Origin of the sequence: Enterobacter genomosp. O (genome assembly GCF_001022965.1) — a bacterium.
In the GTDB taxonomy this organism is placed as follows: Bacteria; Pseudomonadota; Gammaproteobacteria; order Enterobacterales; family Enterobacteriaceae; genus Enterobacter; species Enterobacter cloacae_L.
Genome location: NZ_LECZ01000026.1, coordinates 953231 through 979430, shown reverse-complemented (window position 1 = coordinate 979430; position 26200 = coordinate 953231). Strand labels below are relative to the sequence as shown.

At 57.0% G+C, this 26200-nt stretch carries 27 protein-coding genes; 18 read left to right on the top strand and 9 right to left on the bottom strand.

Annotated features, from left to right (window positions below):
• Window positions 1-7 precede the first annotated feature (7 nt).
• The 3 genes from ABR39_RS18450 to ABR39_RS18440 all read right to left on the bottom strand — a co-directional run bounded on the left by ABR39_RS18450 (window position 8) and on the right by ABR39_RS18440 (window position 3677).
• Entirely contained in the window at window positions 8-1423 is a 1416-nt protein-coding gene (locus ABR39_RS18450; RefSeq protein ID WP_047348097.1) for a DUF1116 domain-containing protein, read from the bottom strand.
• A complete protein-coding gene (fdrA, locus tag ABR39_RS18445; protein ID WP_047348096.1) occupies window positions 1423-2964 on the bottom strand; it encodes an acyl-CoA synthetase FdrA in 1542 nt (513 codons plus the stop codon). Before fdrA ends, ABR39_RS18450 begins: the two co-directional genes overlap by 1 nt.
• 107 nt (window positions 2965-3071) lie before the next feature.
• Entirely contained in the window at window positions 3072-3677 is a 606-nt protein-coding gene (locus tag ABR39_RS18440; protein WP_047348095.1) for an ankyrin repeat domain-containing protein, read from the bottom strand.
• 321 nt (window positions 3678-3998) lie between these two features.
• On the opposite strand from ABR39_RS18440, the gene ABR39_RS18435 reads away from it, so the two are divergent.
• Window positions 3999-4928: a LysR substrate-binding domain-containing protein gene (locus ABR39_RS18435; protein WP_047348195.1), complete on the top strand. Its 930-nt coding sequence runs from the start codon at window positions 3999-4001 to the stop codon at window positions 4926-4928.
• Here the strand turns inward: ABR39_RS18435 and ABR39_RS18430 are convergent.
• Window positions 4925-5083: a YqaE/Pmp3 family membrane protein gene (locus tag ABR39_RS18430; protein ID WP_023308917.1), complete on the bottom strand. Its 159-nt coding sequence runs from the start codon at window positions 5081-5083 to the stop codon at window positions 4925-4927. The two genes, ABR39_RS18435 and ABR39_RS18430, sit on opposite strands and share 4 nt — an antisense overlap.
• 179 nt (window positions 5084-5262) lie before the next feature.
• Here ABR39_RS18430 and ABR39_RS18425 point away from each other — a divergent pair, with 179 nt between their 5' ends.
• The 3 genes from ABR39_RS18425 (at window position 5263) to ABR39_RS18415 (ending at window position 6352) form a co-directional block, all read left to right on the top strand.
• Entirely contained in the window at window positions 5263-5562 is a 300-nt protein-coding gene (locus ABR39_RS18425) for an ArsR/SmtB family transcription factor (RefSeq protein ID WP_047348094.1), read from the top strand.
• A 9-nt stretch (window positions 5563-5571) separates the two neighbouring features.
• Window positions 5572-6093, top strand: a complete 522-nt coding sequence (locus ABR39_RS18420) for a rhodanese family protein (RefSeq protein WP_047348093.1) — start codon at window positions 5572-5574, stop codon at window positions 6091-6093.
• A gap of 79 nt (window positions 6094-6172) precedes the next feature.
• Window positions 6173-6352: a hypothetical protein gene (locus ABR39_RS18415; RefSeq protein ID WP_047348092.1), complete on the top strand. Its 180-nt coding sequence runs from the start codon at window positions 6173-6175 to the stop codon at window positions 6350-6352.
• 38 nt (window positions 6353-6390) lie between these two features.
• Here the strand turns inward: ABR39_RS18415 and stpA are convergent, their stop codons facing one another.
• A complete protein-coding gene (gene stpA, locus ABR39_RS18410; RefSeq protein ID WP_047348091.1) occupies window positions 6391-6795 on the bottom strand; it encodes a DNA-binding protein StpA in 405 nt (134 codons plus the stop codon).
• Between the two features lie 493 nt (window positions 6796-7288).
• On the opposite strand from stpA, the gene alaE reads away from it, so the two are divergent.
• The gene (gene alaE, locus ABR39_RS18405; RefSeq protein WP_047348090.1) at window positions 7289-7738 is read left to right on the top strand and encodes an L-alanine exporter AlaE; all 450 of its coding nucleotides are present in this window, start codon (window positions 7289-7291) and stop codon (window positions 7736-7738) included.
• Between the two features lie 32 nt (window positions 7739-7770).
• Here alaE and ABR39_RS18400 read toward each other — a convergent pair whose 3' ends face one another.
• A complete protein-coding gene (locus ABR39_RS18400; RefSeq protein ID WP_006811693.1) occupies window positions 7771-8115 on the bottom strand; it encodes a DUF2002 family protein in 345 nt (114 codons plus the stop codon).
• 160 nt (window positions 8116-8275) lie between these two features.
• Here ABR39_RS18400 and ABR39_RS18395 point away from each other — a divergent pair, with 160 nt between their 5' ends.
• The 13 genes from ABR39_RS18395 (at window position 8276) to leuA (ending at window position 23136) form a co-directional block, all read left to right on the top strand.
• Complete coding sequence (locus tag ABR39_RS18395; protein WP_008502569.1) at window positions 8276-8602, top strand: DUF883 domain-containing protein; 327 nt, start codon at window positions 8276-8278, stop codon at window positions 8600-8602.
• Between the two features lie 252 nt (window positions 8603-8854).
• Window positions 8855-9094 carry a glutaredoxin-like protein NrdH gene (gene nrdH, locus ABR39_RS18390; RefSeq protein ID WP_047348089.1) on the top strand — a complete coding sequence of 80 codons (240 nt, stop codon included), beginning with the start codon at window positions 8855-8857 and terminating at the stop codon, window positions 9092-9094.
• The gene (nrdI, locus tag ABR39_RS18385) at window positions 9091-9501 is read left to right on the top strand and encodes a class Ib ribonucleoside-diphosphate reductase assembly flavoprotein NrdI (RefSeq protein WP_047348088.1); all 411 of its coding nucleotides are present in this window, start codon (window positions 9091-9093) and stop codon (window positions 9499-9501) included. The genes nrdH and nrdI overlap by 4 nt, the downstream gene beginning before the upstream one ends.
• On the top strand, window positions 9474-11618 hold the full coding sequence (gene nrdE / locus ABR39_RS18380; protein WP_047348087.1) for a class 1b ribonucleoside-diphosphate reductase subunit alpha: 2145 nt from the start codon (window positions 9474-9476) through the stop codon (window positions 11616-11618). The genes nrdI and nrdE overlap by 28 nt, the downstream gene beginning before the upstream one ends.
• 9 nt (window positions 11619-11627) lie before the next feature.
• Window positions 11628-12587 carry a class 1b ribonucleoside-diphosphate reductase subunit beta gene (nrdF, locus tag ABR39_RS18375; RefSeq protein WP_047348086.1) on the top strand — a complete coding sequence of 320 codons (960 nt, stop codon included), beginning with the start codon at window positions 11628-11630 and terminating at the stop codon, window positions 12585-12587.
• Window positions 12588-12917: 330 nt separating this feature from the next.
• Window positions 12918-14129 carry a glycine betaine/L-proline ABC transporter ATP-binding protein ProV gene (gene proV / locus ABR39_RS18370; protein ID WP_047348085.1) on the top strand — a complete coding sequence of 404 codons (1212 nt, stop codon included), beginning with the start codon at window positions 12918-12920 and terminating at the stop codon, window positions 14127-14129.
• A complete protein-coding gene (gene proW / locus ABR39_RS25730; protein WP_047348084.1) occupies window positions 14113-15177 on the top strand; it encodes a glycine betaine/L-proline ABC transporter permease ProW in 1065 nt (354 codons plus the stop codon). The genes proV and proW overlap by 17 nt, the downstream gene beginning before the upstream one ends.
• Before the next feature lie 9 nt (window positions 15178-15186).
• Window positions 15187-16182 carry a glycine betaine/L-proline ABC transporter substrate-binding protein ProX gene (proX, locus tag ABR39_RS25725; RefSeq protein WP_047348083.1) on the top strand — a complete coding sequence of 332 codons (996 nt, stop codon included), beginning with the start codon at window positions 15187-15189 and terminating at the stop codon, window positions 16180-16182.
• A 206-nt stretch (window positions 16183-16388) separates the two neighbouring features.
• Window positions 16389-17573: an MFS transporter gene (locus ABR39_RS18355; RefSeq protein WP_047348082.1), complete on the top strand. Its 1185-nt coding sequence runs from the start codon at window positions 16389-16391 to the stop codon at window positions 17571-17573.
• A gap of 314 nt (window positions 17574-17887) precedes the next feature.
• Window positions 17888-18418: a transcriptional repressor MprA gene (mprA, locus tag ABR39_RS18350; RefSeq protein WP_023308933.1), complete on the top strand. Its 531-nt coding sequence runs from the start codon at window positions 17888-17890 to the stop codon at window positions 18416-18418.
• Window positions 18419-18544: 126 nt separating this feature from the next.
• On the top strand, window positions 18545-19717 hold the full coding sequence (gene emrA, locus ABR39_RS18345) for a multidrug efflux MFS transporter periplasmic adaptor subunit EmrA (RefSeq protein WP_045909303.1): 1173 nt from the start codon (window positions 18545-18547) through the stop codon (window positions 19715-19717).
• 16 nt (window positions 19718-19733) lie between these two features.
• Window positions 19734-21281 carry a multidrug efflux MFS transporter permease subunit EmrB gene (gene emrB / locus ABR39_RS18340; protein WP_047348081.1) on the top strand — a complete coding sequence of 516 codons (1548 nt, stop codon included), beginning with the start codon at window positions 19734-19736 and terminating at the stop codon, window positions 21279-21281.
• A 199-nt stretch (window positions 21282-21480) separates the two neighbouring features.
• Complete coding sequence (gene leuA, locus ABR39_RS18335; protein WP_047348080.1) at window positions 21481-23136, top strand: 2-isopropylmalate synthase; 1656 nt, start codon at window positions 21481-21483, stop codon at window positions 23134-23136.
• On the opposite strand, the gene ABR39_RS18330 is transcribed toward leuA, so the two are convergent.
• The 3 genes from ABR39_RS18330 to gshA form a co-directional block, all read right to left on the bottom strand.
• Window positions 23123-23887: an AraC family transcriptional regulator gene (locus tag ABR39_RS18330; RefSeq protein ID WP_047348079.1), complete on the bottom strand. Its 765-nt coding sequence runs from the start codon at window positions 23885-23887 to the stop codon at window positions 23123-23125. The two genes, leuA and ABR39_RS18330, sit on opposite strands and share 14 nt — an antisense overlap.
• 54 nt (window positions 23888-23941) lie before the next feature.
• Complete coding sequence (gene luxS, locus ABR39_RS18325; protein ID WP_024907693.1) at window positions 23942-24457, bottom strand: S-ribosylhomocysteine lyase; 516 nt, start codon at window positions 24455-24457, stop codon at window positions 23942-23944.
• A gap of 153 nt (window positions 24458-24610) precedes the next feature.
• Window positions 24611-26155 carry a glutamate--cysteine ligase gene (gene gshA, locus ABR39_RS18320; RefSeq protein WP_047348078.1) on the bottom strand — a complete coding sequence of 515 codons (1545 nt, stop codon included), beginning with the start codon at window positions 26153-26155 and terminating at the stop codon, window positions 24611-24613.
• Window positions 26156-26200 lie beyond the last annotated feature (45 nt).

Genomic DNA, 26200 nt, shown 5'->3' with positions numbered 1-26200 from the left:
GCTTGCCTTATAAAAAGTAGCGATCGCGGAAGGTCAACAGCGCCTTTTCAAAACAGCTAAACGGCGGGTGAACGATGCCCGCCCCAATCATGCCGATGCCCGCATCTTTATGGGCAATGGCGGTATTGATGACCGGCAGAATGCCGGTGCCGGCGACTTTGGTGATGTCGATGGCGGTCGGGATCCCCATAAACGAGAGCAGCGGAATAGTGACGTTCGGGTTTTCGCCGAGGGTGATTTCGCGCATCTGGCGGGAGAAGTCGATGGCCTCCTCTACCGTGCCGCCCACCAGGGCAACAATTGCCGGGGCCGTTGCCATCGCAAAGCCGCCGATGCCGTAGGTTTCGGTAATCGCGCTGTCGCCTATGTCCAGCCCGGAGTCTTCCGGCTTATAGCCTGCGAACATCGGGCCAATCACCTGCTGCGCCGGGCCGGTGAACCACTGTCCCGGCAGGCCGGAGATGCGCAGGCCAAACTCGTAGCCGTTGCGCGCCATGGTGGTGACGACGGTGCTGTACTCAATGCCGTGGGCGGCGTCCAGCGCGGCCTTACACATCGCCATCCACGTCGGGCCGGAGAAGTAGTCGCTGCTGGCGACAAACTCGAATACCTCGCGCTGCTGTTCCACCGGATAGCCCGCTTGGATCAGCCCCGGCGTCAGCGCCTGGATCAGCAGCGTGGTGCCCGCGTTGTTGCGGTTGTGGCACTCGTCGCCCATGTGCAGCGCCTGCGCCAGCATCAGGCGCAGGTCGATTTCGCCGATAATCTTCATGGCGTCGCGCAGCATCGGGCCGAGCACGTCGCGCATCCAGTTCAGACGGTCGATAACGCTCTGGTCGTTGGCGCCCATGCGCAGGATCTTCGCCATCTGCTCGCTGAGGTTGGTGAACGCGCGGTTGCCGTAGGTTTTGTTCTCAACGATATGCATGAACATCGACGCGGAGGTGACGCCCGCCATGGAGCCCACGCAGTCGTGCTCGTGGCACGGCGAGAAGGTGATGTCGCCTGAAGCCGCCAGCCTGGCCGCGTCCTCCAGATCCGTCGCCAGCCCTTCGAACACCAGCGCCCCGGTGACCGCGCCCTTCATCGCCCCGCACATGTTTTCCCAGGAGACGGGCGGACCGGCGTGCAGAATGGTGGTGCGGGTCATCCCCGGCACAACGTTGATGGCCTGGTCATAGCCCACCAGCACCGGATGAGACTGAATAATGCGCTCAAGGGCGATTTGGTTGGCGGCGGCGATTTTCTCCGCCAGCGGTTTTTCGGCCAGCTGGTCGAGCGCCCCAACGACCTGCATATTGCCCTGCCCCGGCGGCGTCCAGTCGAGCTGGGTGGCGGGAACGTGCTGCTTTTTGAGATCGTCGCTGAACATTGCAATGCCGACGTTAATCACGTTCAGCGGCTGGTTAAATAAGGTCGTCATTATGCTTTCTCCCCTTTGCAGACAAATTCACGAGCCAGTAATCCGGTGTTGGTGCTGCTGCTGGCCCAAATCACGCCGGCGTCGGTGAGCAGCTGACACTGCTGCGCCAGCGGCTGCGGATCCTGGTCGGTGCCGAGCACGTAGCCGAGGATCTCCAGCGGACGGTTATCGGCTTTCGCAATCGCCTGCGCCTCTTTGATGGCGTCGAGCATCACCCCTACAGGGTCCTCGTGCGCGCCAAAGCCCAGCACGAAGTCCATCACAATCACCCCGACCTCCGGGTCGCGGGCCTCCTGCAGCAGGCGGCTGATGCGGTTGGTCGGGTCGATCATCGGGTGCGGCTTGCCGTTGGTGAAGTCATCATCGCCAAAGTCGAGGAAGGTATGGGCTTTACTGACGCTGATGTCTTTCAGGCGCTTAGCCGGATCCGGCTGGATGTTGCTGTAAACGTTGTCGAACTTCTCCAGTGCTGCGAACATCGCCTCGTCGCACAGCGTGCCACCGCAGAACAGGCCGCGAATGTACTTCTGCTGCGGGGTCAGGCGGGCGCGCACCTCTTCAATCAATGGCCAGTTGAGCGGGTGCAGGTCCAGGGACTCTTTTTTGATTCCGGTAAGCAGGACGGCCTTCAGCGCAGCCTCTTTGGTGCCGCGCGCGAATTGCAGGCCGTCTTCATCCGCCGGCGGTTCGCTGCGGCCGAGGAAGCAAACGACAACGGGCTTGCGGCAAGCGCGCGCGCGGGCCAGCACTTTATCGGCAACGGCGGGCGCAGGCGGCTTGGAGATAAGTGCAATGACCTGGGTCACCTCGTCGGCTTCCAGCATGTCGATGGCGTCCAGCATCATCAGGCCGCCAATTTTCTCGCTGAGATCGCGCCCGCCGGTGCCAATTAGCTGCGATACGCCGCCGCCGAACTCATGGATGCGAACGCTCAGCTCCTGGCTGCCGGTGCCCGATGCGCCGACGATGCCAATCGGCCCGCGGCGCACCGCGTTGGCGAAGCACAGCCCCGCGCCGTTGATAATGGCGGTGCCGCAGTCCGGCCCCATCATCAGCAGCCCTTTCTTGTGCGCGAGCTGCTTCAGCGCCAGCTCGTCGTCGAGCGACACGTTGTCGGAGAAGAGCATCACGTTAAGGTCGTTTTCCAGCGCCTGACGCGCTTCGCGCGCGGCGAAGGTACCGTTCACCGAAATGACCGCGAGGTTTGCGTCAGGACGATGATTTTTGGCGCTGGCAATCGTGGCGTAGCGCGCTTCATGGGAGCCCGCGCTCTCTTTACGGGTGAACAGCGCCTCAATAGCGGCCAGGGTTTCATCATTGGCCGCGTCGCCTTTAATCACGATCATCAGGTCGCCGTTTTTAGCCTCGTTTAATTCCGGCGTTAATAGCCCGAGGTTTTTTAAGACGCCTTTATTCATTTCCGTCGCCATCGCCACAAAGGCCTGCTCGACGCCCGGTAATTTATTGGCTTTGGTGGAAACGGACATTAATGAGACGGAGTCAAAATAGGTGTTCTTTTTAATCACGATTTTCGTTGGCATTATTTTCTCCTGGATGCGGATAAAAGGGGGCCGCCGTCGTGCAAAATGCACGTCGGTAAAAATGCTTTTTAAATTAACGGCCAGCCGGACGCGGCTGGCCGATTGCTTTACGCGCCCGCCGCCAGCAGCAGGTCGGCTATCGCATCGAAGCCTTTTTCCCGCGCCAGTTCGAGCGGGGTTTTGCCGTATTTATCGGTCATGTGCGGGTTCGCCCCGTGCTCCAGCAGCAGCTTCACAATTTCCTGCTGTTTTGCACCGCCGTCGTTTAACACAATGGCTTCCAGCAGCGGCGTCCAGCCGACAAAGTTGGTGTGATTGACGTTAATGTCGGTTTTTTCCAGCAGCTCGCGCACGATCTCCACGTGCCCTTTTTCACTGGCAGGCGTAATGCCCACGCCGCCAAAGCGCGTCAGGCGTTCAAGATCCGGGTTTGCCGGAAGCACGAGGCGCAGCAGGGTAATATCGTTGGTCAGGCAGCTAATCAGGAAGGGGTTAAAGCAGGTCTGGTCCTGTTTATCAATATCCGCGCCGGCGGCAATTAATAGCGCCACGCAGGAATAATGCTTTTTCAGGCTGGCAATAATAACCGCCGTTCTTTTCTGGCGGTTGGTGGCGTTAATATCCACGCCTCTCTCCAGGCAGGCTTTTAGCGCATCGCTATTGCCCTCTTCTGCCGCCAGCAGAAATTCAGTAACGAGTTCAGTTTCAGACATATTCAGACTCCGATGTTTTTTATTTCTATTGACCTGAGAATAGCAACAGCCTGGTCATAAAAGAATCCGCTTAAAAATGATTCATCGACAGTCAATTCATTGTTGAGTTAAATTCAACAGTTCAGCTAAAACGTGCGGCCGTACAACCTTTTTCTTATGTTTTGGGGCTTTTAAACACGCAAGGCTGCATTCTGCTTATGTCTGACAAAGCCTTATGTCGCGCGGCCTGGCGTTAAACGTCAGAACTGTGATCGACATCAAGCGCATTGTAACGGTGCTGTTAAAATATGTTCAAAACTGATGGCTTACGGGAGCAGCGATATGAATTCCATCTTTACCGAAGAGAACCTGCTGGCCTTTACCACCGCCGCACGCTTCGGCAGCTTCAGCAAGGCGGCGAGCGAGCTTGGGGTCACTACCTCGGCCATCAGTTACACCATCAAGCGGATGGAAACCGGGCTGGACGTGGTGCTGTTTGTCCGCAACACGCGCAGCATTGAGTTGACCGAGTCCGGGTTTTACTTTTACCGCAAAGCGACCGACCTGCTGAATGATTTCCATGCCATCAAGCGCGGCATAGATACCATTTCTCAGGGCATTGAGGCGCGGGTGCGCATCTGTATCAATCAGCTTTTATACACCCCGCGCCATACCGCGCGGCTGCTGCAGGTGCTGAAAAAGCAGTTTCCTACCTGCCAGATCACCGTTACTACCGAGGTGTATAACGGCGTCTGGGACTCCATCATCAACAACCAGGCCAATATCGCGATTGGCGCACCGGACACGCTGCTCGACGGCGGCGGGATTGATTACACCGAGATCGGCGCCATCCGCTGGGTGTTCGCCATTTCGCCTGAACACCCGCTGGCCTTCGTCCCGGAACCGATAGCGGAGAGCCAGCTGCGCCTGTACCCCAACATCATGGTTGAAGATACCGCACACACGATTAATAAGAAGGTCGGCTGGCTGCTGCACGGACAGGAGGCCATTCTGGTGCCGGACTTTAACACCAAATGCCAGTGCCAGATCCTGGGGGAAGGGATAGGTTTTTTACCGGAATATATGACGCGCGATGCAGTGGAAGACGGGCTGCTGGTGACGCGGCGGATTAATAACCCGCGTCAGGACTCGCGCATGCTGCTCGCCACGCAGCATGCCGCGACCGGTCAGGTCACGCGGTGGATCAAACAGCAGTTTGGCCCAGCGGGCGTGCTGACCGATATCTATAGCGATTTACTGTGGCGCGCTTAGCTTTTGCTCTGTACCCAAAACGCGTGAATGAGGCCGGGGAAGTAGCCCAGCAGCGTCAGAAGAATGTTGATAATAAACGCCCAGCCAAACCCTTTGCCCAACAGCACGCCCAGCGGCGGTATGAGGATCGTAAAAACAATGCGCCAAAATCCCATATAAAAACTCCGTGCAAGCTAATCCATTGAAAATAATCAAGAGAACTCTCTAAGCATAGCCCGTTTACCCGTCTGTACCAGTCCCTAACCTCGCGTTTACCCTCTTTTACGCTTTTGACGCTGGTTTAAAGCGTTAGATTAGTTTAGCATTTACTTAATTAAGCAAATACTAAACTACCATGACTGAACTTGAACAACTCCAGGCCAGCGCCGAGCAGGCCGCCGCACTCTTAAAAGCAATGAGCAACCCGCGTCGGCTGCTGATCCTCTGCACGCTGTGCGGTGCCCCCGGCACCAGCGCGGGGGAACTGGCGCGTGCGACGGGGCTTAGCGCGTCCGCTACGTCGCAGCACCTGGCGCGCATGCGTGAGGAAGGCCTTATCGACAGCACCCGCGACGCGCAGCGCATTCTTTATTTCATTAAAAACGATGCGGTGCATCAGCTTATCAGCACCCTGAAAACCCTTTATTGCCCGTAAGGAGCCGCCATGTCACTTCCTCTTCTTTCCCCGCGCCAGGCCAGCGCCCGCGTCGCTGAAGGCGCAAAACTGATTGATATCCGCGATGCCGACGAGTACGCCCGCGAGCATATTCCCGTCGCGCAGTCCGTGCCGCTGGATACTCTGCCCGGTGGGCTTAAAACGCACGCAGGTGAAACGGTGATTTTTCACTGTCAGTCCGGCGCCCGGACCTCGGGGAATGCCGATCGCCTTGCACAGGCTGCCGCGCCCGCTCAGGCTTTTGTGGTCGAGGGTGGCATTCAGGGCTGGAAGCAGGCCGGGCTACAGACCGTCGAAGATAAATCCCAGCCGCTGCCGCTGATGCGTCAGGTGCAAATTGCCGCCGGGCTGCTCATTCTCTGCGGCGTGGTACTGGGCTATAGCGTCTCCAGCGGCTTTTTCCTGCTGAGCGGTTTCGTGGGGGCCGGGCTGCTGCTCGCGGGTGTGACGGGTTTTTGCGGCATGGCGCGGCTGCTCAAGGTGATGCCCTGGAACCGGCGTACCTCATAAGCAGTAAACGATGAATTACGCTGTACCCACCGTCGTACGTGGGCTAAGGTGAAGATCGCTAAAACGATGAGGAGGTAATATGTTTTCTGTCGGTGATTATGTACAACCGCGCAAAGGCGGCCCAAAGCTGAAGGTGCTCGAAGTGAATGGTGACAGCATTGTGGCGGTACAGGCCAGCAATGAGCAAGGCGAGAAATATACTCTGAAAGCTGCCGATCTGGCGCCGTATACCGAAGACGGTGATTTTGGCGTCTGCTGAACAGACAGCCGGGCGGAATATTCCGCCCGGTTCACGCATTAGATCAGAAAATCATCCAGTGATTTACCGTTTGCCAGCGCGCTGGCAATAGGCTTCGGCGTGCGGCCCTGGCCGGTCCACGTTTTCTCTTCACCGTTCTGGTCAATAAAGCGATATTTAGCTTCACGCGGCTTGCGTTTTTTCGCTGGCTTGCCCGCCTGCGCCAGCTCAGTGCCCAGCAGGTCATTCGGTGAAATACCGTCGGCTTTCATCAGCTCCAGCAGGGCGTTAATTTTCTCCTGCTGCTCAGCGCGCTGCTGCTCTAATTCCGCCAGTTCACTACGTTTCTCTTCGGCAACGACCCTGACCTTTTCCAGCATTTCCTCAAGAACGTCCAGGGATAATTCGCGCGCCATGGCCCGCAGAGTTCGGATATTATTAAGATTCTGTAACGTCAAAGACATATTATTTGAAAACCTTTTCTTTAGGGTAAATAGATAAATCGCCGACAGAATAATTCATTTCTGTTTAAATATCTACCCGCGATGCTGTACGCCCTTACTGTTAATAAGTTTAAATATCGCCGGTAATATTATCTTATAACGCCTGCGGCATACGCCCGAATTCAATACTCACAACAATATAAAGGGTTAACTTTAATCCAAATTTCAGCATCCTGCGCTACCCGCAAGTGAACCGAGTCCCACCGCAGCACCACAAACATCAATCGATTGATTTTTATATGAAAATCATTGTTCGAGACAGATTATAACGAACCGAACAAAAAACAACCAAATTTAGAGAATTTTGTCGACAAAACGCGATTAAATAAAAATTAATCACTAGTTGTTAGTTCAAACATAGAGATATACGCTATACACATCAAACAAACCAACCTAAAGCACTAACCGCTTCGGGAAAATCGTTTCTTTTGTGTTCTTCTCAAGGAGTTCAGACATGTTCTCACCGCAATCTCGCCTGCGCCATGCGGTAGCGGATACTTTCGCGATGGTTGTCTACTGTTCCGTCGTGAACATGCTGATTGAAATATTCCTCTCCGGAATGACCTTCGAGCAGTCACTTTCATCTCGTCTGGTGGCGATTCCGGTCAATATTATTATTGCCTGGCCTTATGGATTATACCGCGATGCGGTCATGCGCTTCGCGCGGCGTATCAGCCCCGCCGGCTGGGTGAAAAACCTGGCGGACGTGCTGGCGTATGTGACGTTCCAGTCTCCGGTTTACGTGGCCATTCTGCTGGCGGTGGGCGCGGACTGGCACCAGATTGCGGCGGCGGTCAGTTCAAATATTGTGATTTCAATGCTGATGGGTGCGGTTTACGGCTATTTCCTCGACTACTGTCGCCGCCTGTTTAAGGTCAGCCAGTACAGCCAGGCAAAAGCGTGATGTGAAGCGACTGGCGAACGCCAGTCGCAAATTTACTGTACGTCGCCAAACAGTCCCTTCAAAAACCGCTCCAGCGCCATGCGCGAGCTGAAGCCATGCGGAATACCATAATGCTCATGCGTCTCTCCGCCTAAATAGAGCGGAAATTGCTGATAATGATCGCAGGTTTTAATATCCGAGGCAGGCTCAGCGAATGACAGACTTCTGTCTTTCAGCGTCGGGTGAATAATGAGAGCGGTACGTCCCATTCTGGCTTCACGATTAACGTAAACATAATTCTCGCCGCGGCGATATCCATACGCTTTTGATGTCACCTCATCCATGGTGAATCCCTCTTTTTCAAGAACGCGCGCCACCTCATCAGGTCGTAAATACATATCTTTTCCTCGTTATCTTTTCCTGCCCGGCAACCTTACAGTATTCAGCATTAGCAGGGCTTTCAGAATAGTCCATAAACTGCCGGATAACGCGTGATGCGCTTCAGATATTAAATTTCTGAACTAAACTGAACGGGAACACAAATTTACGGAGGATCGTATGTTTAACAGACCGAACCGAAACGATATTAATGACGACGCTCAGGATATTCGTAATGATGTCAGCCAATTAGCGGACACGCTGGAAGAGGTGCTGAAGTCCTGGGGAAGTGACGCGAAGGACGAAGCGGATGCCGCAAAGCGTAAGGCTCAGTCTCTGCTCCGTGAAACCCGCGCGCGTCTTAACGGCCGTACGCGGACGACGCAGGCGGCCTGCGATGCGGTCAGCTGCGCCACAACCTTCGTGCGCGAAAAACCGCTCTGTACGCTGGGCACGGTCGCAGCGGTCGGTATCTTCGTGGGCGCTCTGCTCAGCCTGCGTAAATAACGCAGCCTCACGCGTTTCTCTGCCCCGACAGCCAGTGGCTGCCGGGGCTTTTCTTTGCCTGATAGCCTGAAAAACCCGTATAGCCTGCCCTGCCCCGCTGTGCTCATCATTGGGACGACATCAATCTGAACTTCCCATATCTTGTATGGTTGAAACTTAAGACAACTACATCTAGTATTCCCTTTAGCAAGATACACACAACCTGACGCGATGATTCGCGCCGCTCTCTCATTTTAAATGGAAATACGAATCATGAGCATTATTATTTACACTCGTAACGATTGTGTTCAGTGCCACGCCACAAAACGCGCGATGGAAAGCCGCGGCGTGGCTTTTGAGATGGTGAATATCGACCTGCAGCCCGAGGCCGCCGACACCCTGCGCGCGCAGGGGTTCCGTCAGCTTCCGGTCGTTGTCGCCGGGGAGACCAGCTGGTCTGGCTTTCGCCCGGACATGATCAACCGCCTGAGCGCTCAGGCCACGCGTGCATGAGTGCGCTGGTCTACTTCTCCAGCAGCTCCGAAAACACGCTCCGCTTTATTGAGCGCGTCGGGCTGCCTGCGGTGCGCATTCCGCTGAACGAGCGGGAGCGCATCCAGGTAGAGGAGCCGTACATTCTGGTGGTGCCCAGCTATGGCGGTGGCGGTACGGCGGGCGCTGTACCCCGCCAGGTGATCCGCTTTCTGAACGATCCCCATAACCGCGAGCTGATTCGCGGCGTGATCGCGGCGGGGAATCGCAATTTCGGCGACGCCTTTGGCCGGGCCGGAGATGTCATCTCTCAAAAATGCGGCGTGCCGTATCTCTATCGCTTTGAGCTGATGGGGACGCAGCAGGACGTCGAAAACGTGCGTAAAGGAGTGAACGAATTTTGGCAACGACAACCGCAGAACGGGTAATTCAGGCGACGCCGGATTACCACGCGTTAAACGCGATGCTTAACCTCTACGACAGTCAGGGGCGCATTCAGTTTGATAAAGACAGCGAGGCGGTGGACGCCTTTTTCGCCGCCCACGTGCGGCCCAACAGCGTAACCTTCGCGAGCCAGAATGAGCGTCTCGACTATCTGGTTAACGAGGGCTACTACGAGGAGCGCGTTCTGGCCCGCTACGATCGCCCCTTCGTAGTAAGACTGTTTGAACGCGCCCACGCCAGCGGTTTTCGTTTCCAGACCTTCCTCGGCGCGTGGAAGTACTACACCAGCTACACACTGAAGACGTTCGACGGCAAAAGCTACTTAGAAAGCTTTGAGGATCGTACAGTGATGGTGGCGCTGACGCTGGCCCAGGGCGATAAAGCGCTGGCGGAACAGCTCACCGATGAGATCCTCTCCGGGCGCTTCCAGCCCGCCACGCCTACCTTCCTCAACTGTGGCAAGGCCCAGCGCGGCGAGCTGGTCTCCTGCTTCCTGCTGCGCATTGAAGACAATATGGAGTCGATTGGCCGCGCGGTGAATTCTGCGCTGCAGCTTTCGAAACGCGGCGGCGGCGTGGCGTTCTTGCTCTCTAACTTGCGTGAAGCGGGCGCGCCGATCAAGCGCATCGAAAACCAGTCCTCCGGCGTGATCCCGGTGATGAAGATGCTGGAAGATGCGTTCTCCTATGCCAACCAGCTCGGCGCGCGTCAGGGCGCGGGCGCGGTTTACCTGCATGCGCACCATCCGGACATTCTGCGGTTTCTGGATACCAAACGCGAAAATGCCGACGAAAAAATCCGTATCAAAACCCTGTCGCTCGGCGTAGTGATCCCGGACATCACCTTTAAGCTTGCCAAAGAGAATGCCGAGATGGCGCTCTTCTCGCCGTATGACATCGAGCGAATTTACGGCAAAGCCTTTGGCGACGTGGCCATCAGCGAGCTCTACGACGAACTGGTGGCCGACGATCGCATTCGCAAAAAGACCATCAACGCCCGCGATTTCTTCCAGACGCTTGCCGAAATTCAGTTTGAGTCCGGCTATCCGTACATCATGTACGAGGACACGGTGAACCGCGCCAACCCGATTGCCGGGCGCATCAACATGAGCAACCTGTGCTCGGAGATTTTGCAGGTCAACAGCGCGTCTACCTACGACGAGAATCTGGACTACGCGGATATCGGCAAAGATATCTCCTGCAACCTCGGGTCGCTGAATATCGCCCATACCATGGATTCCCCCGACTTTGGCCGCACGGTAGAGACGGCCATTCGCGGCCTGACGGCGGTGTCGGACATGAGCCACATCCGCAGCGTGCCGTCCATTGAGGCGGGTAACGCCGCGTCGCACGCCATCGGCCTTGGGCAGATGAACCTGCACGGCTATCTGGCGCGGGAAGGCATTGCTTACGGCAGCCCGGAAGGGCTGGATTTCACCAACCTCTATTTTTACACCATAACCTGGCACGCGCTGCACACCTCGATGATGCTGGCGCGCGAGCGCAACCAGCGTTTCGCGGGCTTTGAGCACTCCCGCTACGCCAGCGGAGAGTATTTCAGCCAATATCTTGAAGGCGACTGGCAGCCGAAAACGGCGCGAGTGCGTGAGCTGTTTGCCCGCGCCGGGATCGTTCTGCCCACGCGCGAGATGTGGCAGCAGCTGCGTGATGACGTGATGCGCTACGGCATCTATAACCAGAACCTGCAGGCCGTGCCGCCGACCGGATCGATTTCCTACATCAACCACGCCACGTCGAGCATTCACCCGATAGTGTCAAAAATTGAAATTCGTAAGGAAGGCAAAACCGGACGCGTTTACTACCCTGCGCCGTTTATGACCAACGAGAACCTGGCGCTGTATCAGGACGCGTATGAGATTGGCCCGGAAAAAATCATCGATACCTACGCCGAGGCGACGAAACATGTGGATCAGGGGCTGTCGCTGACGCTGTTCTTCCCGGACACCGCCACCACGCGGGATATCAACAGGGCGCAGATCTACGCCTGGAAGAAAGGCATTAAAACGCTCTACTACATTCGCCTGCGCCAGCTCGCGCTGGAAGGCACCGAAATTGAAGGCTGCGTGTCCTGCGCGCTGTAAGGAGAAAGGATGAAACTGTCACGCGTGAGCGCCGTAAACTGGAACAAGATCCAGGACGATAAAGATCTGGAAGTGTGGAACCGGCTGACCAGCAACTTCTGGCTGCCGGAAAAGGTCCCGCTCTCTAACGATATCCCGGCCTGGCAAACGCTCAGCCATGCCGAACAGCAGCTGACGATCCGCGTCTTTACCGGCCTGACGCTGCTGGACACCGTTCAAAATACCGTGGGGGCGCCCGCGCTCATGCGTGACGCGCTGACGCCGCACGAAGAGGCGGTAATGTCCAACATCAGCTTTATGGAGGCGGTGCACGCCCGCTCCTACAGCTCGATTTTTTCGACGCTCTGCCAGACCAAAGACGTGGACGCCGCCTACGCGTGGAGTGAAGAGAGCGAGTCATTACAGCGAAAGGCGGATCTGGTGCTGGAATATTACCGGGCCGACGAGCCGCTGAAGAAGAAGATCGCCAGCGTGTTTCTGGAATCCTTCCTCTTCTATTCCGGCTTCTGGCTGCCCATGTACTGGTCGAGCCGGGGCAAGCTGACCAACACCGCCGATTTAATCCGCCTTATCATTCGGGATGAAGCGGTACACGGGTATTACATCGGCTATAAGTATCAGAAAGGGCTGGAGAAAGTCAGCGAGGCGAAACGTGAGGAGCTCAAAGGGTTTGCGCTCGATTTGCTGATGGATCTCTACGACAACGAGCTGAGCTATACCGAGGAACTGTACGCCGGCACCGGCTGGGAGGAAGACGTAAAAGCCTTCCTCTGCTACAACGCCAACAAGGCGCTGATGAATCTCGGCTACGACGCGCTGTTCCCGCCGGAGATGGCGGAGGTGAACCCGGCGATTCTGTCCGCGCTGTCGCCCAACGCCGACGAAAACCACGATTTCTTCTCCGGGTCGGGTTCATCGTATGTGATGGGCAAAGCGGTGGAAACGGAGGATGAAGACTGGGATTTTTAATGAACGCTAACGTTCGTTAATTTAATATAAACCCAACAATTTTCTCTCTAATATTTACAAAGCGACTACACTGTCATTTCCGCGTCATATTCGCCTGAATCATCCGATTCAGGCGAAATTCCCCGATGCAGCAGCAAAAAATTGAGAAAAATTCAAACCACGCTCAGCCCTTTAATCATGGGAAATTCAGCCGTTTCGCTTACCTGAAAATTCATACCATAAGCAAACACAGGGTTGTCTCAGATTCTGAGTATGTTAGGGTTATGCCCGTTAACAATTTACCATGGTAATCATATCGACATAAACAAATAACAGGACACTCTCTATTGCATGGCAATTAAATTAGAAGTGAAAAATCTTTATAAAGTATTTGGCGAGCATCCGCAGCGCGCATTCAAATATATTGAGAAAGGCCTTACGAAAGAGCAAATTCTGGAAAAAACCGGGCTATCGCTTGGCGTTAAAGACGCCAGTCTGGCCATTGAAGAAGGCGAGATTTTTGTCATCATGGGATTATCCGGCTCGGGTAAATCCACTATGGTTCGCCTTCTCAATCGCCTGATTGAACCCACCCGCGGGCAGGTGCTGATTGACGGCGTGGATATCGCCAGAATATCCGACGCTGAGCTTCGCGAGGTGCGCAGAAAGAAGATTGCGATGGTGTTCCAGTCATTCGCGCTAATGCCGCACATGACGGTGCTGGATAATACCGCTTTTGGCATGGAATTAGCCGGTACGCCCGCTCAGGAACGTCAGGAAAAAGCCCTTGATGCGCTGCGTCAGGTTGGGCTGGAGAATTATGCGCATGCGTACCCGGATGAACTTTCCGGCGGCATGCGCCAGCGCGTAGGATTAGCCCGCGCATTAGCCATTAATCCGGACATATTATTAATGGATGAAGCCTTCTCGGCTCTCGATCCATTAATTCGCACCGAGATGCAGGATGAGCTGGTAAAATTACAGGCGAAACATCAGCGAACCATTGTATTTATTTCCCACGATCTGGATGAAGCCATGCGTATTGGCGACCGTATTGCCATTATGCAAAATGGCGAAGTGGTGCAGGTCGGCACGCCGGATGAAATTCTCAATAATCCGGCCAATGATTATGTGCGCACCTTCTTCCGCGGCGTGGATATTAGCCAGGTCTTTAGCGCCAAGGATATTGCCCGTCGAGCGCCAAACGGCATTATTCGAAAAACGCCAGGTTTCGGCCCGCGCTCCGCGCTGAAGCTGCTGCAGGACGAAGACCGTGAATACGGCTATCTGGTTGAACGCGGCAATAAATTTGTTGGCGTTGTCTCCATCGACTCCCTGAAAACGGCTCTCACTGAGAACCAGGGAATCGATGCGGCGTTAATCGACGCTCCGCTTGCCGTGGACGCCGAAACGCCGCTCAGCGAGTTGCTCTCACACGTGGGCCAGGCGCCGTGCGCCGTGCCGGTCGTAGGCGAGGAACAACAGTACGTCGGCATCATCTCAAAACGGATGTTGCTGCAGGCTTTAGATCGCGAGGGGGCAAACAATGACCGATCAATCTAACCCGTGGGGTACACCTGAAGCAGCGGACAGCGCTGCGCAATCTGCCGATGCGTGGGGTTCCACGCCGGCCCCTGCCGACGGCGGCGGTGCGGCAGACTGGCTGAACAGCGCACCCGCGCCTGCGCCAGAACACTTCAATATTATGGATCCGTTCCACAAGACGCTGATCCCGCTGGACAGCTGGGTTACAGAGGGGATCGACTGGGTGGTCACGCACTTCCGTCCGGTCTTCCAGGGGATCCGCGTCCCGGTGGATTACATCCTGAACGGCTTCCAGCAGCTGATGCTGGGCATGCCGGCGCCGGTCGCCATTATCCTGTTCTCCCTGATCGCCTGGCAGTTCGGTAGCGCGGGGATGGGGATCGCCACGCTGATCTCGCTGATTGCCATCGGTGCGATTGGCGCCTGGTCGCAGGCGATGATCACCCTGGCGCTGGTGCTGACCGCCCTGCTCTTCTGCGTGGCGATCGGCCTGCCGATGGGGATCTGGCTGGCGCGTAGCCCGCGGGCGGCGAAGATTATTCGTCCGCTGCTGGATGCGATGCAGACCACGCCGGCGTTCGTGTATCTGGTGCCTATCGTGATGCTGTTCGGCATCGGCAACGTGCCGGGGGTGGTGGTGACCATTATCTTCGCCCTGCCGCCGATTATTCGTCTGACCATTCTGGGGATAAACCAGGTGCCCGCGGATCTGATCGAAGCGTCACGCTCGTTCGGTGCCAGCCCTCGCCAGCTGCTGTTTAAGGTTCAGCTCCCGCTGGCGATGCCGACCATTATGGCAGGCGTTAACCAGACGCTGATGCTGGCGCTGTCGATGGTCGTCATTGCCTCGATGATCGCCGTCGGCGGTCTGGGCCAGATGGTGCTGCGCGGCATTGGCCGTCTCGACATGGGGCTTGCCACCGTCGGCGGCGTGGGCATCGTGATCCTCGCCATTATTCTTGACCGCCTGACACAGGCCGTCGGTCGTGATTCACGCAGTCGCGGCAACCGTCGCTGGTATACCACCGGCCCCGTCGGGTTACTCACCCGCCCATTCATTAAATAAGGAACAACGATGCGACAGAGCGTACTTTTTGCCACAGCGTTTGCCACCCTTGTCTCCACCAGCACGTTTGCGGCTGACCTGCCGGGCAAAGGCGTTACCGTACAGCCGGTGCAGAGCACCATTTCGGAAGAGAGCTTCCAGACCCTGCTGGTCAGCCGCGCGCTGGAGAAGCTCGGCTACACGGTTAACACCCCGAGCGAAGTGGATTACAACGTGGGCTACACCTCGATTGCCTCCGGTGATGCCACCTTTACCGCGGTGAACTGGCAGCCGCTGCACGACGACATGTATGCCGCTGCCGGTGGCGACAAGAAATTCTACCGGGAAGGCACCTTCGTGACCGGCGCGGCGCAGGGGTATCTGATCGACAAGAAAACCGCCGACCAGTATCACATCACCAATATTGCGCAGCTGAAAGATCCGAAGATCGCTAAACTGTTCGACACCAACGGTGACGGCAAAGCCGACATGATGGGCTGCTCGCCGGGCTGGGGCTGTGAAGCGGTGATTAACCACCAGAACAAAGCGTTCGATCTGGCAAAAACGGTCGACGTGAGCCACGGCAACTATTCAGCGATGATGGCCGACACGATTGCCCGCTTCAAAGAGGGCAAACCGGTAATCTATTACACCTGGACCCCGTACTGGGTAAGCGACGTGCTGAAGCCGGGTAAAGACGTGGTGTGGCTGCAGGTACCGTTCTCCTCCCTGCCGGGCGAGCAGAAAGATATCGACACTAAACTGCCGAACGGCATGAACTACGGCTTCCCGGTGAACACGATGCACATCGTCGCCAACAAAGCCTGGGCGGAGAAAAACCCGGCGGCGGCGAAGCTGTTCTCGGTGATGAAGCTGCCGCTGGCTGACATCAACGCCCAGAACGCGATGATGCATGCGGGCAAATCGTCTGAGGCCGATATTCAAGGTCACGTGGATGGCTGGATCAAAGCCCACCAGCAGCAGTTTGACGGCTGGGTGAAAGAGGCGCTTGAGGCGCAGAAGTAAAACATTTTCCCTCACCCTAACCCTCTCCCAGGGGGAGAGGGAACGTTGACCTCCCTCTCCCTTTGGGAGAGGGTCGGGGTGAGGGGATCAAACCGCACCCAACCTAAACCGCACAATACATCACCCATCACTCCCCCAACATTCACAATCATTCGGTATGATGGTTTCCGGAAAAATAATCACTCAACTAATGATTCCTGAAACCCATGACCAAAACAACTCAGGGGCTTAGCCCCGCACTCATCCTTTTAATGTCCGTGGCAACGGGTCTGGCGGTCGCCAGCAACTATTACGCGCAACCTCTTCTCGACACCATCGCCCGCGCGTTCAATCTTTCAGCCAGCTCCGCAGGCTTCATTGTTACGGCCGCGCAGCTTGGCTATGCCGCCGGGCTGCTGTTCCTGGTGCCGCTTGGCGATATGTTTGAACGCCGGATGCTGATCGTCTCCATGACCCTGCTGGCCGCCGGCGGAATGCTAATCACCGCCAGCAGCCAGTCGCTGACGATGATGATCGTCGGTACCGCGCTCACGGGGCTGTTCTCCGTGGTGGCGCAAATCCTGGTGCCGCTCGCCGCGACCCTCGCCTCCCCGGAAAAGCGCGGCAAGGTCGTGGGTACCATCATGAGCGGCCTGCTGCTGGGGATTTTGCTGGCGCGTACCGTTGCCGGGCTGCTGGCAAGCCTCGGGGGCTGGCGCACCGTTTACTGGGTGGCGAGCGTACTGATGGTCATCATGGCCCTGGCGCTGTGGCGCGGCCTGCCGAAGGTGAAGCAGGAGAACCACCTGAACTATCCGCAGCTGCTGGCCTCCGTGTTCAGCCTGTTCACGCAGGATAAACTCCTGCGCACCCGCGCCCTGCTGGGCTGTTTCACCTTCGCTAACTTCAGCATTCTGTGGACGTCGATGGCGTTTCTGCTTGCCGCCCCGCCGTTCAATTATTCCGAAGGGGTGATTGGCCTGTTCGGCCTGGCCGGTGCCGCAGGCGCGCTGGGCGCGCGTCCCGCTGGCGGGCTGGCCGACAAGGGCAAATCCCACCTGACCACCTCCGCTGGGCTGGTTTTACTCCTGCTCTCCTGGGCGGCGATCTGGTACGGACACGTCTCGGTGCTGGCGCTGATCGTCGGTATTCTGGTGCTCGATCTCACCGTGCAGGGCGTTCACATCACCAACCAGACCGTGATTTATCGCGTGAAGCCAGAGGCGCGTAACCGCCTTACGGCCGGATACATGACCAGCTACTTTATCGGCGGCGCAGCGGGCTCGCTCATCTCCGCCTCGGCGTGGCAGCATGCCGGCTGGTCCGGCGTGTGCGGGATCGGGGCCATCGTCGCCGCGCTCAACCTGCTTGTATGGTGGCGCGGCTATCATCGTCAGGATGCAATTCACTAAGTTTTACATTGCGTTGGGCCTCTTAGGGTGTAAAGAGGCCCTTCAGTCTGTTAATGTAAACGTAATCATTTATCCCAGAAATTTTAATGTGGGTGACATATTTACAATCGGCATGAATAGTTCAGACCCCCGTCCTCACATCCTCTCTTCAGCGGGTTCACCCCCTACGCTCTCTGTGCTCACCGGGTCACGGATTTACCCGGCGCTTTCTGATGGTGACATTAATTTGGCGGATATAACCGCACAAATAATTCATTTACATTATTTGTCACTATCGTTACTATATCGGCTGTAATTAATGAGGTTATGCCCAAATGGATAGTTCGTTTACGCCCATTGAACAAATGCTTAAATTCCGCGCCAGTCGCCATGAGGACTTCCCGTACCAGGAAATCCTGCTGACTCGCCTGTGCATGCACATGCAGGGTAAGCTACTGGAAAACCGTAATAAAATGCTGAAAGCTCAAGGGATTAACGAGACGTTGTTTATGGCGTTGATTACGCTGGAGTCTCAGGAAAACCACAGCATTCAGCCTTCCGAGCTGAGCTGCGCGCTGGGCTCTTCTCGTACCAACGCGACCCGTATTGCCGATGAGCTTGAAAAGCGTGGCTGGATTGAGCGCCGTGAAAGCGACAACGATCGCCGCTGCCTGCATCTGCAACTGACCGATAAAGGTCACCAGTTCCTGCGCGAGGTGCTGCCACCTCAGCACAATTGCCTGCATAAACTCTGGTCTGCCCTCAGCACCGCCGAGCGCGACCAGCTTGAGCACATCACTCGCAAGCTGCTCACCCGTCTGGACCAGATGGATGAAGACGGCGCCGTTCTTGAGGCGCTGCGCTAACGCGACGACACGCTCACCATTCCAGATTTATAAGAAAACCGACAGGCCAGCAAGTCACACTGCTGGCCTTTCTGACAACAGGTCGGCTCAGCCGATGTGAAAATAAGAAGATCGTGGAGAACAACAATGAGCGCAAATGCGGAGAGCACTACCCCGCAGCAACCGGCCAACAAGAAGGGCAAACGTAAGAGCGCCCTTCTTCTGTTGACCTTGCTCTTTATCATTATTGCCGTGGCATATGGGATCTATTGGTTTTTAGTCTTGCGTCATGCTGAAGAGACTGACGACGCCTACGTGGCAGGGAACCAGGTACAAATTATGGCGCAGGTGTCGGGCAGCGTGACGAAAGTCTGGGCTGACAATACCGACTTTGTGCAAAAAGGCGATGTGTTGGTGACCCTCGATCCAACCGACGCTCAGCAGGCGTTTGAGAAAGCACAGACCGCGCTGGCCTCCAGCGTCCGTCAGACCCGCCAGCTGATGATCAACAGTAAACAGTTGCAGGCCAACATCGACGTGCAGAAAACCGCACTCGCCCAGGCGCAGAGCGACCTGAACCGTCGCGTGCCGCTCGGCACCGCCAACCTGATCGGCCGTGAAGAGCTGCAGCACGCGCGCGACGCCGTTGCCAGCGCTCAGGCACAGCTGGACGTGGCTATTCAACAGTACAACGCCAACCAGGCGATGGTGCTGGGAACCAGCCTGGAAAACCAGCCAGCGGTACAGCAGGCGGCGACCGAAGTCCGCAACGCATGGCTTGCCCTGCAGCGTACTAAAATCGTCAGCCCGATGACCGGCTATGTCTCCCGCCGTTCCGTCCAGCCAGGGGCACAGATTAGCCCAACCACGCCGCTGATGGCGGTCGTGCCGGCGGACAATCTGTGGGTCGATGCCAACTTTAAAGAGACGCAGCTTGCCCATATGCGTATCGGCCAGACCGCGACGGTCGTCAGCGACATCTACGGCGATGACGTTAAGTACACCGGGAAAGTGGTCGGTCTGGATATGGGAACCGGCAGCGCCTTCTCCCTGCTGCCGGCGCAGAACGCCACCGGTAACTGGATCAAAGTGGTTCAGCGTCTGCCCGTACGTATCGAACTGGATGCCAAACAGCTGGCGGATCACCCGCTGCGTATCGGCCTCTCTACGCTGGTGACGGTCGACACCGCTAACCGCGACGGCCAGATCCTGGCAAGCCAGGTGCGTAGCAGCCCGGCTTATGAAAGTAACGCCCGTGAAATTAGCCTCGATCCGGTCAACAAGCTGATCGATGACATCGTGAAGGCAAACGCCGGTTAATCCGAAGGTGAGCGTTATGCAACAGCAAAAGCCGCAAAAACCGCTGGAAGGCGCGCAGCTGGTCATTATGACCATTGCGCTGTCGCTGGCGACATTCATGCAGGTGCTGGACTCCACCATCGCAAACGTGGCGATCCCGACCATCGCCGGTAACCTTGGCTCGTCGCTGAGCCAGGGGACCTGGGTCATTACCTCGTTTGGGGTGGCAAACGCCATCTCCATTCCGATTACCGGCTGGCTGGCGAAGCGCGTCGGTGAAGTAAAACTCTTCCTCTGGTCGACGGTATTGTTCGTTCTTGCCTCCTGGGCGTGCGGCATGTCCAGCAGCCTGACGATGCTGATATTCTTCCGCGTCATTCAGGGGATTGTTGCCGGACCGTTGATTCCGCTGTCGCAGAGCTTGCTGCTGAACAACTACCCGCCGGCAAAACGCTCTATCGCGCTGGCGCTGTGGTCGATGACCGTGATTGTTGCGCCGATTTGCGGGCCGATCCTCGGCGGGTACATCAGCGATAACTACCACTGGGGCTGGATCTTCTTTATCAACGTGCCCATCGGTGCGCTGGTAGTACTGATGACGCTGCAGTCTCTGCGCGGGCGCGAAACGCGTACCGAACAGCGGCGCATTGACGGTATCGGGCTGGCGCTGCTGGTTGTCGGCATCGGTAGCCTGCAGATCATGCTCGACCGGGGTAAAGAGCTTGACTGGTTTGCCTCTTCGGAAATCATCGTTCTGACGGTGGTCGCCGTCGTCGCCATTAGTTTCCTGATTGTCTGGGAGCTGACGGACGACAACCCGATAGTCGATCTGTCGCTGTTTAAGTCGCGAAACTTTACCATCGGCTGTCTGTGTATCAGCCTCGCCTACATGCTCTACTTCGGCGCGATCGTTCTGCTGCCGCAGCTGTTGCAGGAGGTATACGGCTATACCGCAACCTGGGCAGGTTTAGCCTCGGCGCCAGTTGGATTGATTCCGGTTCTGCTGTCGCCGATTATTGGCCGTTTCGCCCACAAGCTCGACATGCGCCGGCTGGTGACGTTCAGCTTCATCATGTACGCGGTGTGCTTCTACTGGCGCGCGTACACGTTCGAACCGGGAATGGACTTTGGCGCCTCCGCGTGGCCGCAGTTTATTCAGGGCTTTGCCGTGGCGTGCTTCTTTATGCCACTGACCACCATCACGCTTTCCGGCTTACCGCCTGAGCGCATGGCGGCGGCATCGAGCCTGTCGAACTTTACCCGAACGCTGGCGGGCTCCATCGGGACGTCGATCACCACGACGCTGTGGACCAACCGGGAATCGATGCACCATGCTCAACTCACCGAAGCGGTGAACCCGTTCAACCCCAACGCACAGCAGATGTATAGCCAGCTGGAGGGAATGGGGATGACGGAGCAGCAGGCGTCCGGCTGGATCGCCCAGCAGATCACCAATCAGGGCCTGATTATCTCAGCCAACGAGATTTTCTGGATATCGGCAGGGATCTTTATCGTCCTGCTGGGGCTGGTGTGGTTTGCTAAACCACCGTTTGGCGCCGGTAGCGGCGGCGGTGGCGCGCACTAGTCCTGTGCGCAGGATGCCGGGTGGCGGCTACGCCTTACCCGGCCTACAAAAGGGCACATGCTCGTAGGCCCGGTAAGGCGTAGCCGCCACCGGGCAACAATCGCCACCGATGTCCAGAACGCGACAGCGATTGTCAGTTCCGATAAAGCAGCGCTCCTGAAATCCCTTCACGATAGTGAAAAGACAACAGGAGCGCATCATGCTGAACACCCCCGCCGACAAGTACCAGCCCTATCCCACGCTTTCCCTGCCCGACCGTCGCTGGCCGGAGCAACGCATCATCCGCGCGCCGCGCTGGCTCTCCACCGACTTACGCGACGGCAACCAGGCCCTTGCCGAGCCGATGGACAGCGCGCGCAAGCTGCAGTTCTGGGACTTGCTGCTGAGCTGCGGGTTTAAAGAGATCGAGGTCGCCTTTCCCTCCGCCTCGCAGACGGATTTCAACTTTGTTCGCCAGCTGATCGAAGAGAACCGCATCCCGGATGACGTCACGATTCAGGTATTAACCCAGGCGCGGGAAGATCTGATCGTCCGGACCTTTGAATCGTTACGCGGCGCGAAGCAGGCGACCGTCCATCTGTATAACGCCACCGCCCCGCTATTCCGCCGCCTGGTGTTCGGCATGGAGAAAGCGCAAATCGTTGAGCTGGCGACCCGCGCCACGCGGCTTATTCGCAAGCTGTGCGAGGAAAACCCCGACACCCGCTGGCAGTATGAATACTCTCCAGAGACCTTCTGCTTTACCGAGCCGGAGTTTGCGCTGGAGATTTGTGAAGCCGTGGCGGAAATCTGGCAGCCGTGCGACGAACGACCGATGGTGATCAACTTACCCGCGACCGTCGAAGTCAGCACGCCGAACGTGTATGCCGATCAGATTGAGTATTTCTGCCGCCACTTCAGCCGCCGCCGCGATGTCTGCATCAGCGTGCATCCGCATAACGACCGCGGTACCGGCGTCGCCAGCGCCGAGCTTGCCGTGATGGCGGGCGCTGACCGCGTGGAGGGCTGTCTGTTCGGTAACGGGGAGCGCACGGGCAACGTCTGCCTGGTGACGCTGGCGATGAACCTCTATAGCCAGGGCGTTAGCCCGAATCTGGACTTTAGCGATATGAACCGGGTGGTGGAAGTGGTGGAAACCTGCAACCAGCTGCCGGTGCACCCGCGCCATCCGTGGGCCGGTCGGCTGGCCTATACCGCCTTCTCCGGCTCGCACCAGGACGCGATCAAAAAAGGCTTTGATGCCCGCAGGCCCGGCGATCGCTGGGAGATGCCTTACCTGCCCGTGGACCCGCAGGATATCGGCTGCACCTACGAAGCGGTGATCCGGGTGAACAGCCAGTCAGGGAAAAGCGGCAGCGCGTGGCTTATTGAGCAAAATCACGGTCTGAAGCTGCCGCGCGCCCTGCAGCAGGATTTTAGCCAGCACGTGCAGCAGGAAACGGACCGCCACGGAAAAGAGATGACGCAAAACGCGCTGTGGCAGCTGTTCCGCACCCGCTACGGCCTGGTGGCAACGCCGCCGTTTGCGCTGCAATCCTATCGCAGCGATGGCCAGCAGGACGGCCAGCTGCGTTTGACGGCAAGCGTCGCCACGCAAGGGGGAACGCGCCAGCTGGAAGGTCAGGGCAACGGCCTGCTGTCCGCCGCCGCTCACGGCCTGAGCCGCTGGGTTAACGCGCCGTTTGTGATTAAGGACTATCACGAGCATACGTTAGGCGAGCGCAGCGACAGCCGCTCGGTGGCGTACATTCGCTGCCTGTTCCAGGACGGCAGCAGCCGCTGGGGCGTGGGCATTGACAGCGACGTCTCGCGCGCCTCGCTTCAGGCGCTTTTTAATGCGGTTAGCTGTCTTTGAAGTATTCGCTGGGTGAAATGCCCATCACCCGGCGGAACATGGCCGTAAAGGCGCTGTGGCTGCCGTAACCCAGTTCCAGCGCCACGCGCAGCACCGGCTGGCCCTGTGCCAGCCGCTGTAGCGCCTCCAGCAGGCGCGCCCTTCTCAACCACTCACCGTAGCTTAACCCCGTCTGCTGCTGAAAATGGCGGTTCATCGTGCGCTCGCTCATGCCAAGCATGGCCGCCGCCTCTCCGCTGCCCCAGCTCTCCCCTGACGTCAGGCGGATCTGCTGGCAAAGACGGCGTAGCGGTTCACTTTCCGGCTCCGGCAGATGAAACGGCAGTACCGGCATAAGGCGGATTTCATCAAGAATGAGCTCATAGACGCGTTCATCCCGGCTTCCGGGTGAGTACGATTCAGGCAAAGCAAGGGCGGCAAGGATCAGCTCGCGCAGCAGCGGGGAGATCTGCACGATCTGGCAGGTAGCAGGGAGATCGGCCCGCGCCAGCGGATCGATAAACAGCGTTCGCGCCGCCACGTTGCCGGTAATACGCAGCGAGTGTCGGGTACCCGCCGGCAGCCAGACGCCGCGGCCGGGAGGAACTACCCAGCAGCCCGATGCGGTATCTACCCGTACCACGCCGCTCAGGGTGTGCAACAGCTGCGCACAGTCATGTTCATGCCACGGTTCGCTGTCACCATGAACGTAGTCATGGGCAAACGGAACGAGGGGACGATGGGTAAAGGAGAAGGTTGTGGTTGTGGTCATGGGGTTAAACCACCCTCACCCTACCCTCTCCCTGAGGGAGAGGGAAAAGGTGCACTAGATGTGCAGTTCCTGCAGTTTTTCTTTTGGCAGGGCCAGCTCTTCGTTGCTGTTCACGCGAACATCACGCTCGATGATGTGACGCGCGATTTCCTGCGCTTCTTCCAGAGAGTGCATCTGGTAAGTCCCGCACTGGTAAACGTTCAGCTCAGGGATCTGGTTCTGCTCTTTCACCTTCAGCACGTCCTGCATCGCCGCTTTCCACGCATCCGCGACGCGCTTCTCATCTGGCACGCCAATCAGGCTCATGTAGAAACCGGTGCGGCATCCCATCGGAGAGATATCGATGATCTCCACGCCGTTGCCGTTCAGGTGGTCGCGCATGAAGCCAGCGAACAGGTGTTCCAGCGTATGAATGCCTTTCTCCGGCATCACTTCTTTGTTTGGCACGCAGAAGCGCAGATCGAATACGGTGATCGTGTCGCCGTGCGGAGTGTGCATGGTCTTCGCCACGCGGACTGCAGGTGCTTCCATACGGGTATGGTCGACAGTAAAGCTATCTAATAACGGCATACGTCACCTCCGGTAGTGATTTTTTTTAAAATAAACTGAACTCTTCTACAGAATGCGCGTCTGAGTATATGAAAGACGCGCATTTGTTATCATCATCCCTGAATTCAGAGATGTATATTTTGGCCACAGCGATGTGGCCTTTTTCTTTTCTGCTTAAGCCTGCTTCGCCAGAAACGCCTCAAACGACTCGGTATCCGCCGCTTCAATCTCTTTCTGACGCACAACGGACGCATCGCGTTCCGCTACAAAATCCGCTTCGCTCAAGACTTCTAATGGCTCATGCATCAGCATCTCACGGTATTCCGCCGCAAGCGATCGTCCGGTACCGCCAATGCCCTGATCGATCATAGAACGCAGAATGCGTGCTGAGAACGTCAGTTCCGGGTTATCAAAGCATTCCACCAGCTGGTCGCAAATCTGTTGATACGCGTCGCCGCCGTCGATGCTGTCCATCGTCCGGGCAACACGTTTCAGGTCACGGAACAGGTCTTTACCGACTTTCGTCAGCGGGAACTGTGCGGTTTCGCAGCCGATACCCAGCGTCAGACCCGGTTTACGCCCTTCCAGAATCACGCGATTCCAGTTTGTACGGGTACAGAGCAGCTCGTCTGAACTCATTTCAGGCGCATCCGCCAGCACGCACCAGACCATAAACAGATCCAGGAAGCGAATCTGCTGTTCATCAACGCCAATCGGTGAGAACGGGTTGATATCCAGCGAGCGCACTTCAATGTATTCAATCCCGCCGCGCTGCAGCGCGTCCGACGGGGTTTCACCGCTGCGCGTCACGCGTTTAGGACGAATTGGCGCATACAGCTCATTTTCAATCTGCAGGACATTGCTGTTGATCTGCAGACGCTTGCCGTCTTTTTCGAGGCCGATTTTTTCGTACTCTTCCGACGGAGTTTTGATCGCCCGCTTCAATCCTGCCACATATTCGTGCAGTTCGTTAAACGTAATTCCGAGATTGCTTTGCGATTTATTGGTATAACCCAAATCGCTCAGGCGCAGAGAGGTGGCGTACGGGAGATAGTACATCCCACACTCGGTCTTCTCGAACGGCAGCGTGGTCGGTTTCCCCTGCAGGAATGATGAGCAAATGGCCGGCGACGCGCCGAACAGATACGGGATCACCCAGCCAAAACGGTAATAGTTGCGGATCAGGCGGAAGTAGCCTTCAGAGATGGCGTCTTTATCGGTTTCACCGCATTTCGCCTGCCAGAAGGCCATCGGCAACGAGAAGTTGTAATGCACTCCAGAGATGGTCTGCATCAACGCGCCGTAGCGGTTTTTCAGCCCCTCACGATAGAGCGTCTTCAGCCGGCCAATATTTGACGTGCCGTACTGCGCCAGCTCAATTTCCTGGCCCTGCTCGATATAGCACGGCATGCTGAGGGGCCACATACGTTCGTCGCCCAGATTACGCGCGGTGTAGCGATGAATATCGCGCATGATCGTCAGCATATGATCAATATCACCCTCTACTGGGGTAATGAACTCCAGCAGCGCTTCAGCGAAATCGGTTGTGATCCATTTATGTGTCAGCGCCGAGCCTAACGCCTTCGGGTGACCCGTTGTCGCTAAGCTACCGTCCGCGTTAACGCGCAGCGTTTCACGCTCAAGACCACGCTGAATACCCTTCAATGCCTGAGGGTGGTTTTCCAGCCAGGCCAGCGCCTGAGATACGTCCGGGATCAAATTGACCTCCCGCCTGTCAAAGTAATGTTACTCAGCATAATTGTA

What these genes read in the sequence shown, in the direction of transcription:
- mprA (WP_023308933.1), top strand. Translation starts at nt 17,888, where the DNA reads ATGGATAGTTCGTTTACGCCCATTGAACAAATGCTTAAATTCCGCGCC.
- ABR39_RS18425 (WP_047348094.1), top strand. Translation starts at nt 5,263, where the DNA reads ATGACTGAACTTGAACAACTCCAGGCCAGCGCCGAGCAGGCCGCCGCA.
- ABR39_RS18330 (WP_047348079.1), bottom strand. Translation starts at nt 23,887, where the DNA reads ATGACCACAACCACAACCTTCTCCTTTACCCATCGTCCCCTCGTTCCG.
- stpA (WP_047348091.1), bottom strand. Translation starts at nt 6,795, where the DNA reads ATGTCTTTGACGTTACAGAATCTTAATAATATCCGAACTCTGCGGGCC.
- fdrA (WP_047348096.1), bottom strand. Translation starts at nt 2,964, where the DNA reads ATGCCAACGAAAATCGTGATTAAAAAGAACACCTATTTTGACTCCGTC.
- ABR39_RS18355 (WP_047348082.1), top strand. Translation starts at nt 16,389, where the DNA reads ATGACCAAAACAACTCAGGGGCTTAGCCCCGCACTCATCCTTTTAATG.
- alaE (WP_047348090.1), top strand. Translation starts at nt 7,289, where the DNA reads ATGTTCTCACCGCAATCTCGCCTGCGCCATGCGGTAGCGGATACTTTC.
- ABR39_RS18435 (WP_047348195.1), top strand. Translation starts at nt 3,999, where the DNA reads ATGAATTCCATCTTTACCGAAGAGAACCTGCTGGCCTTTACCACCGCC.
- proX (WP_047348083.1), top strand. Translation starts at nt 15,187, where the DNA reads ATGCGACAGAGCGTACTTTTTGCCACAGCGTTTGCCACCCTTGTCTCC.
- proW (WP_047348084.1), top strand. Translation starts at nt 14,113, where the DNA reads ATGACCGATCAATCTAACCCGTGGGGTACACCTGAAGCAGCGGACAGC.
- emrA (WP_045909303.1), top strand. Translation starts at nt 18,545, where the DNA reads ATGAGCGCAAATGCGGAGAGCACTACCCCGCAGCAACCGGCCAACAAG.
- ABR39_RS18440 (WP_047348095.1), bottom strand. Translation starts at nt 3,677, where the DNA reads ATGTCTGAAACTGAACTCGTTACTGAATTTCTGCTGGCGGCAGAAGAG.
- emrB (WP_047348081.1), top strand. Translation starts at nt 19,734, where the DNA reads ATGCAACAGCAAAAGCCGCAAAAACCGCTGGAAGGCGCGCAGCTGGTC.
- leuA (WP_047348080.1), top strand. Translation starts at nt 21,481, where the DNA reads ATGCTGAACACCCCCGCCGACAAGTACCAGCCCTATCCCACGCTTTCC.
- ABR39_RS18415 (WP_047348092.1), top strand. Translation starts at nt 6,173, where the DNA reads ATGTTTTCTGTCGGTGATTATGTACAACCGCGCAAAGGCGGCCCAAAG.
- ABR39_RS18450 (WP_047348097.1), bottom strand. Translation starts at nt 1,423, where the DNA reads ATGACGACCTTATTTAACCAGCCGCTGAACGTGATTAACGTCGGCATT.
- proV (WP_047348085.1), top strand. Translation starts at nt 12,918, where the DNA reads ATGGCAATTAAATTAGAAGTGAAAAATCTTTATAAAGTATTTGGCGAG.
- nrdF (WP_047348086.1), top strand. Translation starts at nt 11,628, where the DNA reads ATGAAACTGTCACGCGTGAGCGCCGTAAACTGGAACAAGATCCAGGAC.
- nrdI (WP_047348088.1), top strand. Translation starts at nt 9,091, where the DNA reads ATGAGTGCGCTGGTCTACTTCTCCAGCAGCTCCGAAAACACGCTCCGC.
- ABR39_RS18420 (WP_047348093.1), top strand. Translation starts at nt 5,572, where the DNA reads ATGTCACTTCCTCTTCTTTCCCCGCGCCAGGCCAGCGCCCGCGTCGCT.
- ABR39_RS18395 (WP_008502569.1), top strand. Translation starts at nt 8,276, where the DNA reads ATGTTTAACAGACCGAACCGAAACGATATTAATGACGACGCTCAGGAT.
- ABR39_RS18400 (WP_006811693.1), bottom strand. Translation starts at nt 8,115, where the DNA reads ATGTATTTACGACCTGATGAGGTGGCGCGCGTTCTTGAAAAAGAGGGA.
- luxS (WP_024907693.1), bottom strand. Translation starts at nt 24,457, where the DNA reads ATGCCGTTATTAGATAGCTTTACTGTCGACCATACCCGTATGGAAGCA.
- ABR39_RS18430 (WP_023308917.1), bottom strand. Translation starts at nt 5,083, where the DNA reads ATGGGATTTTGGCGCATTGTTTTTACGATCCTCATACCGCCGCTGGGC.
- nrdH (WP_047348089.1), top strand. Translation starts at nt 8,855, where the DNA reads ATGAGCATTATTATTTACACTCGTAACGATTGTGTTCAGTGCCACGCC.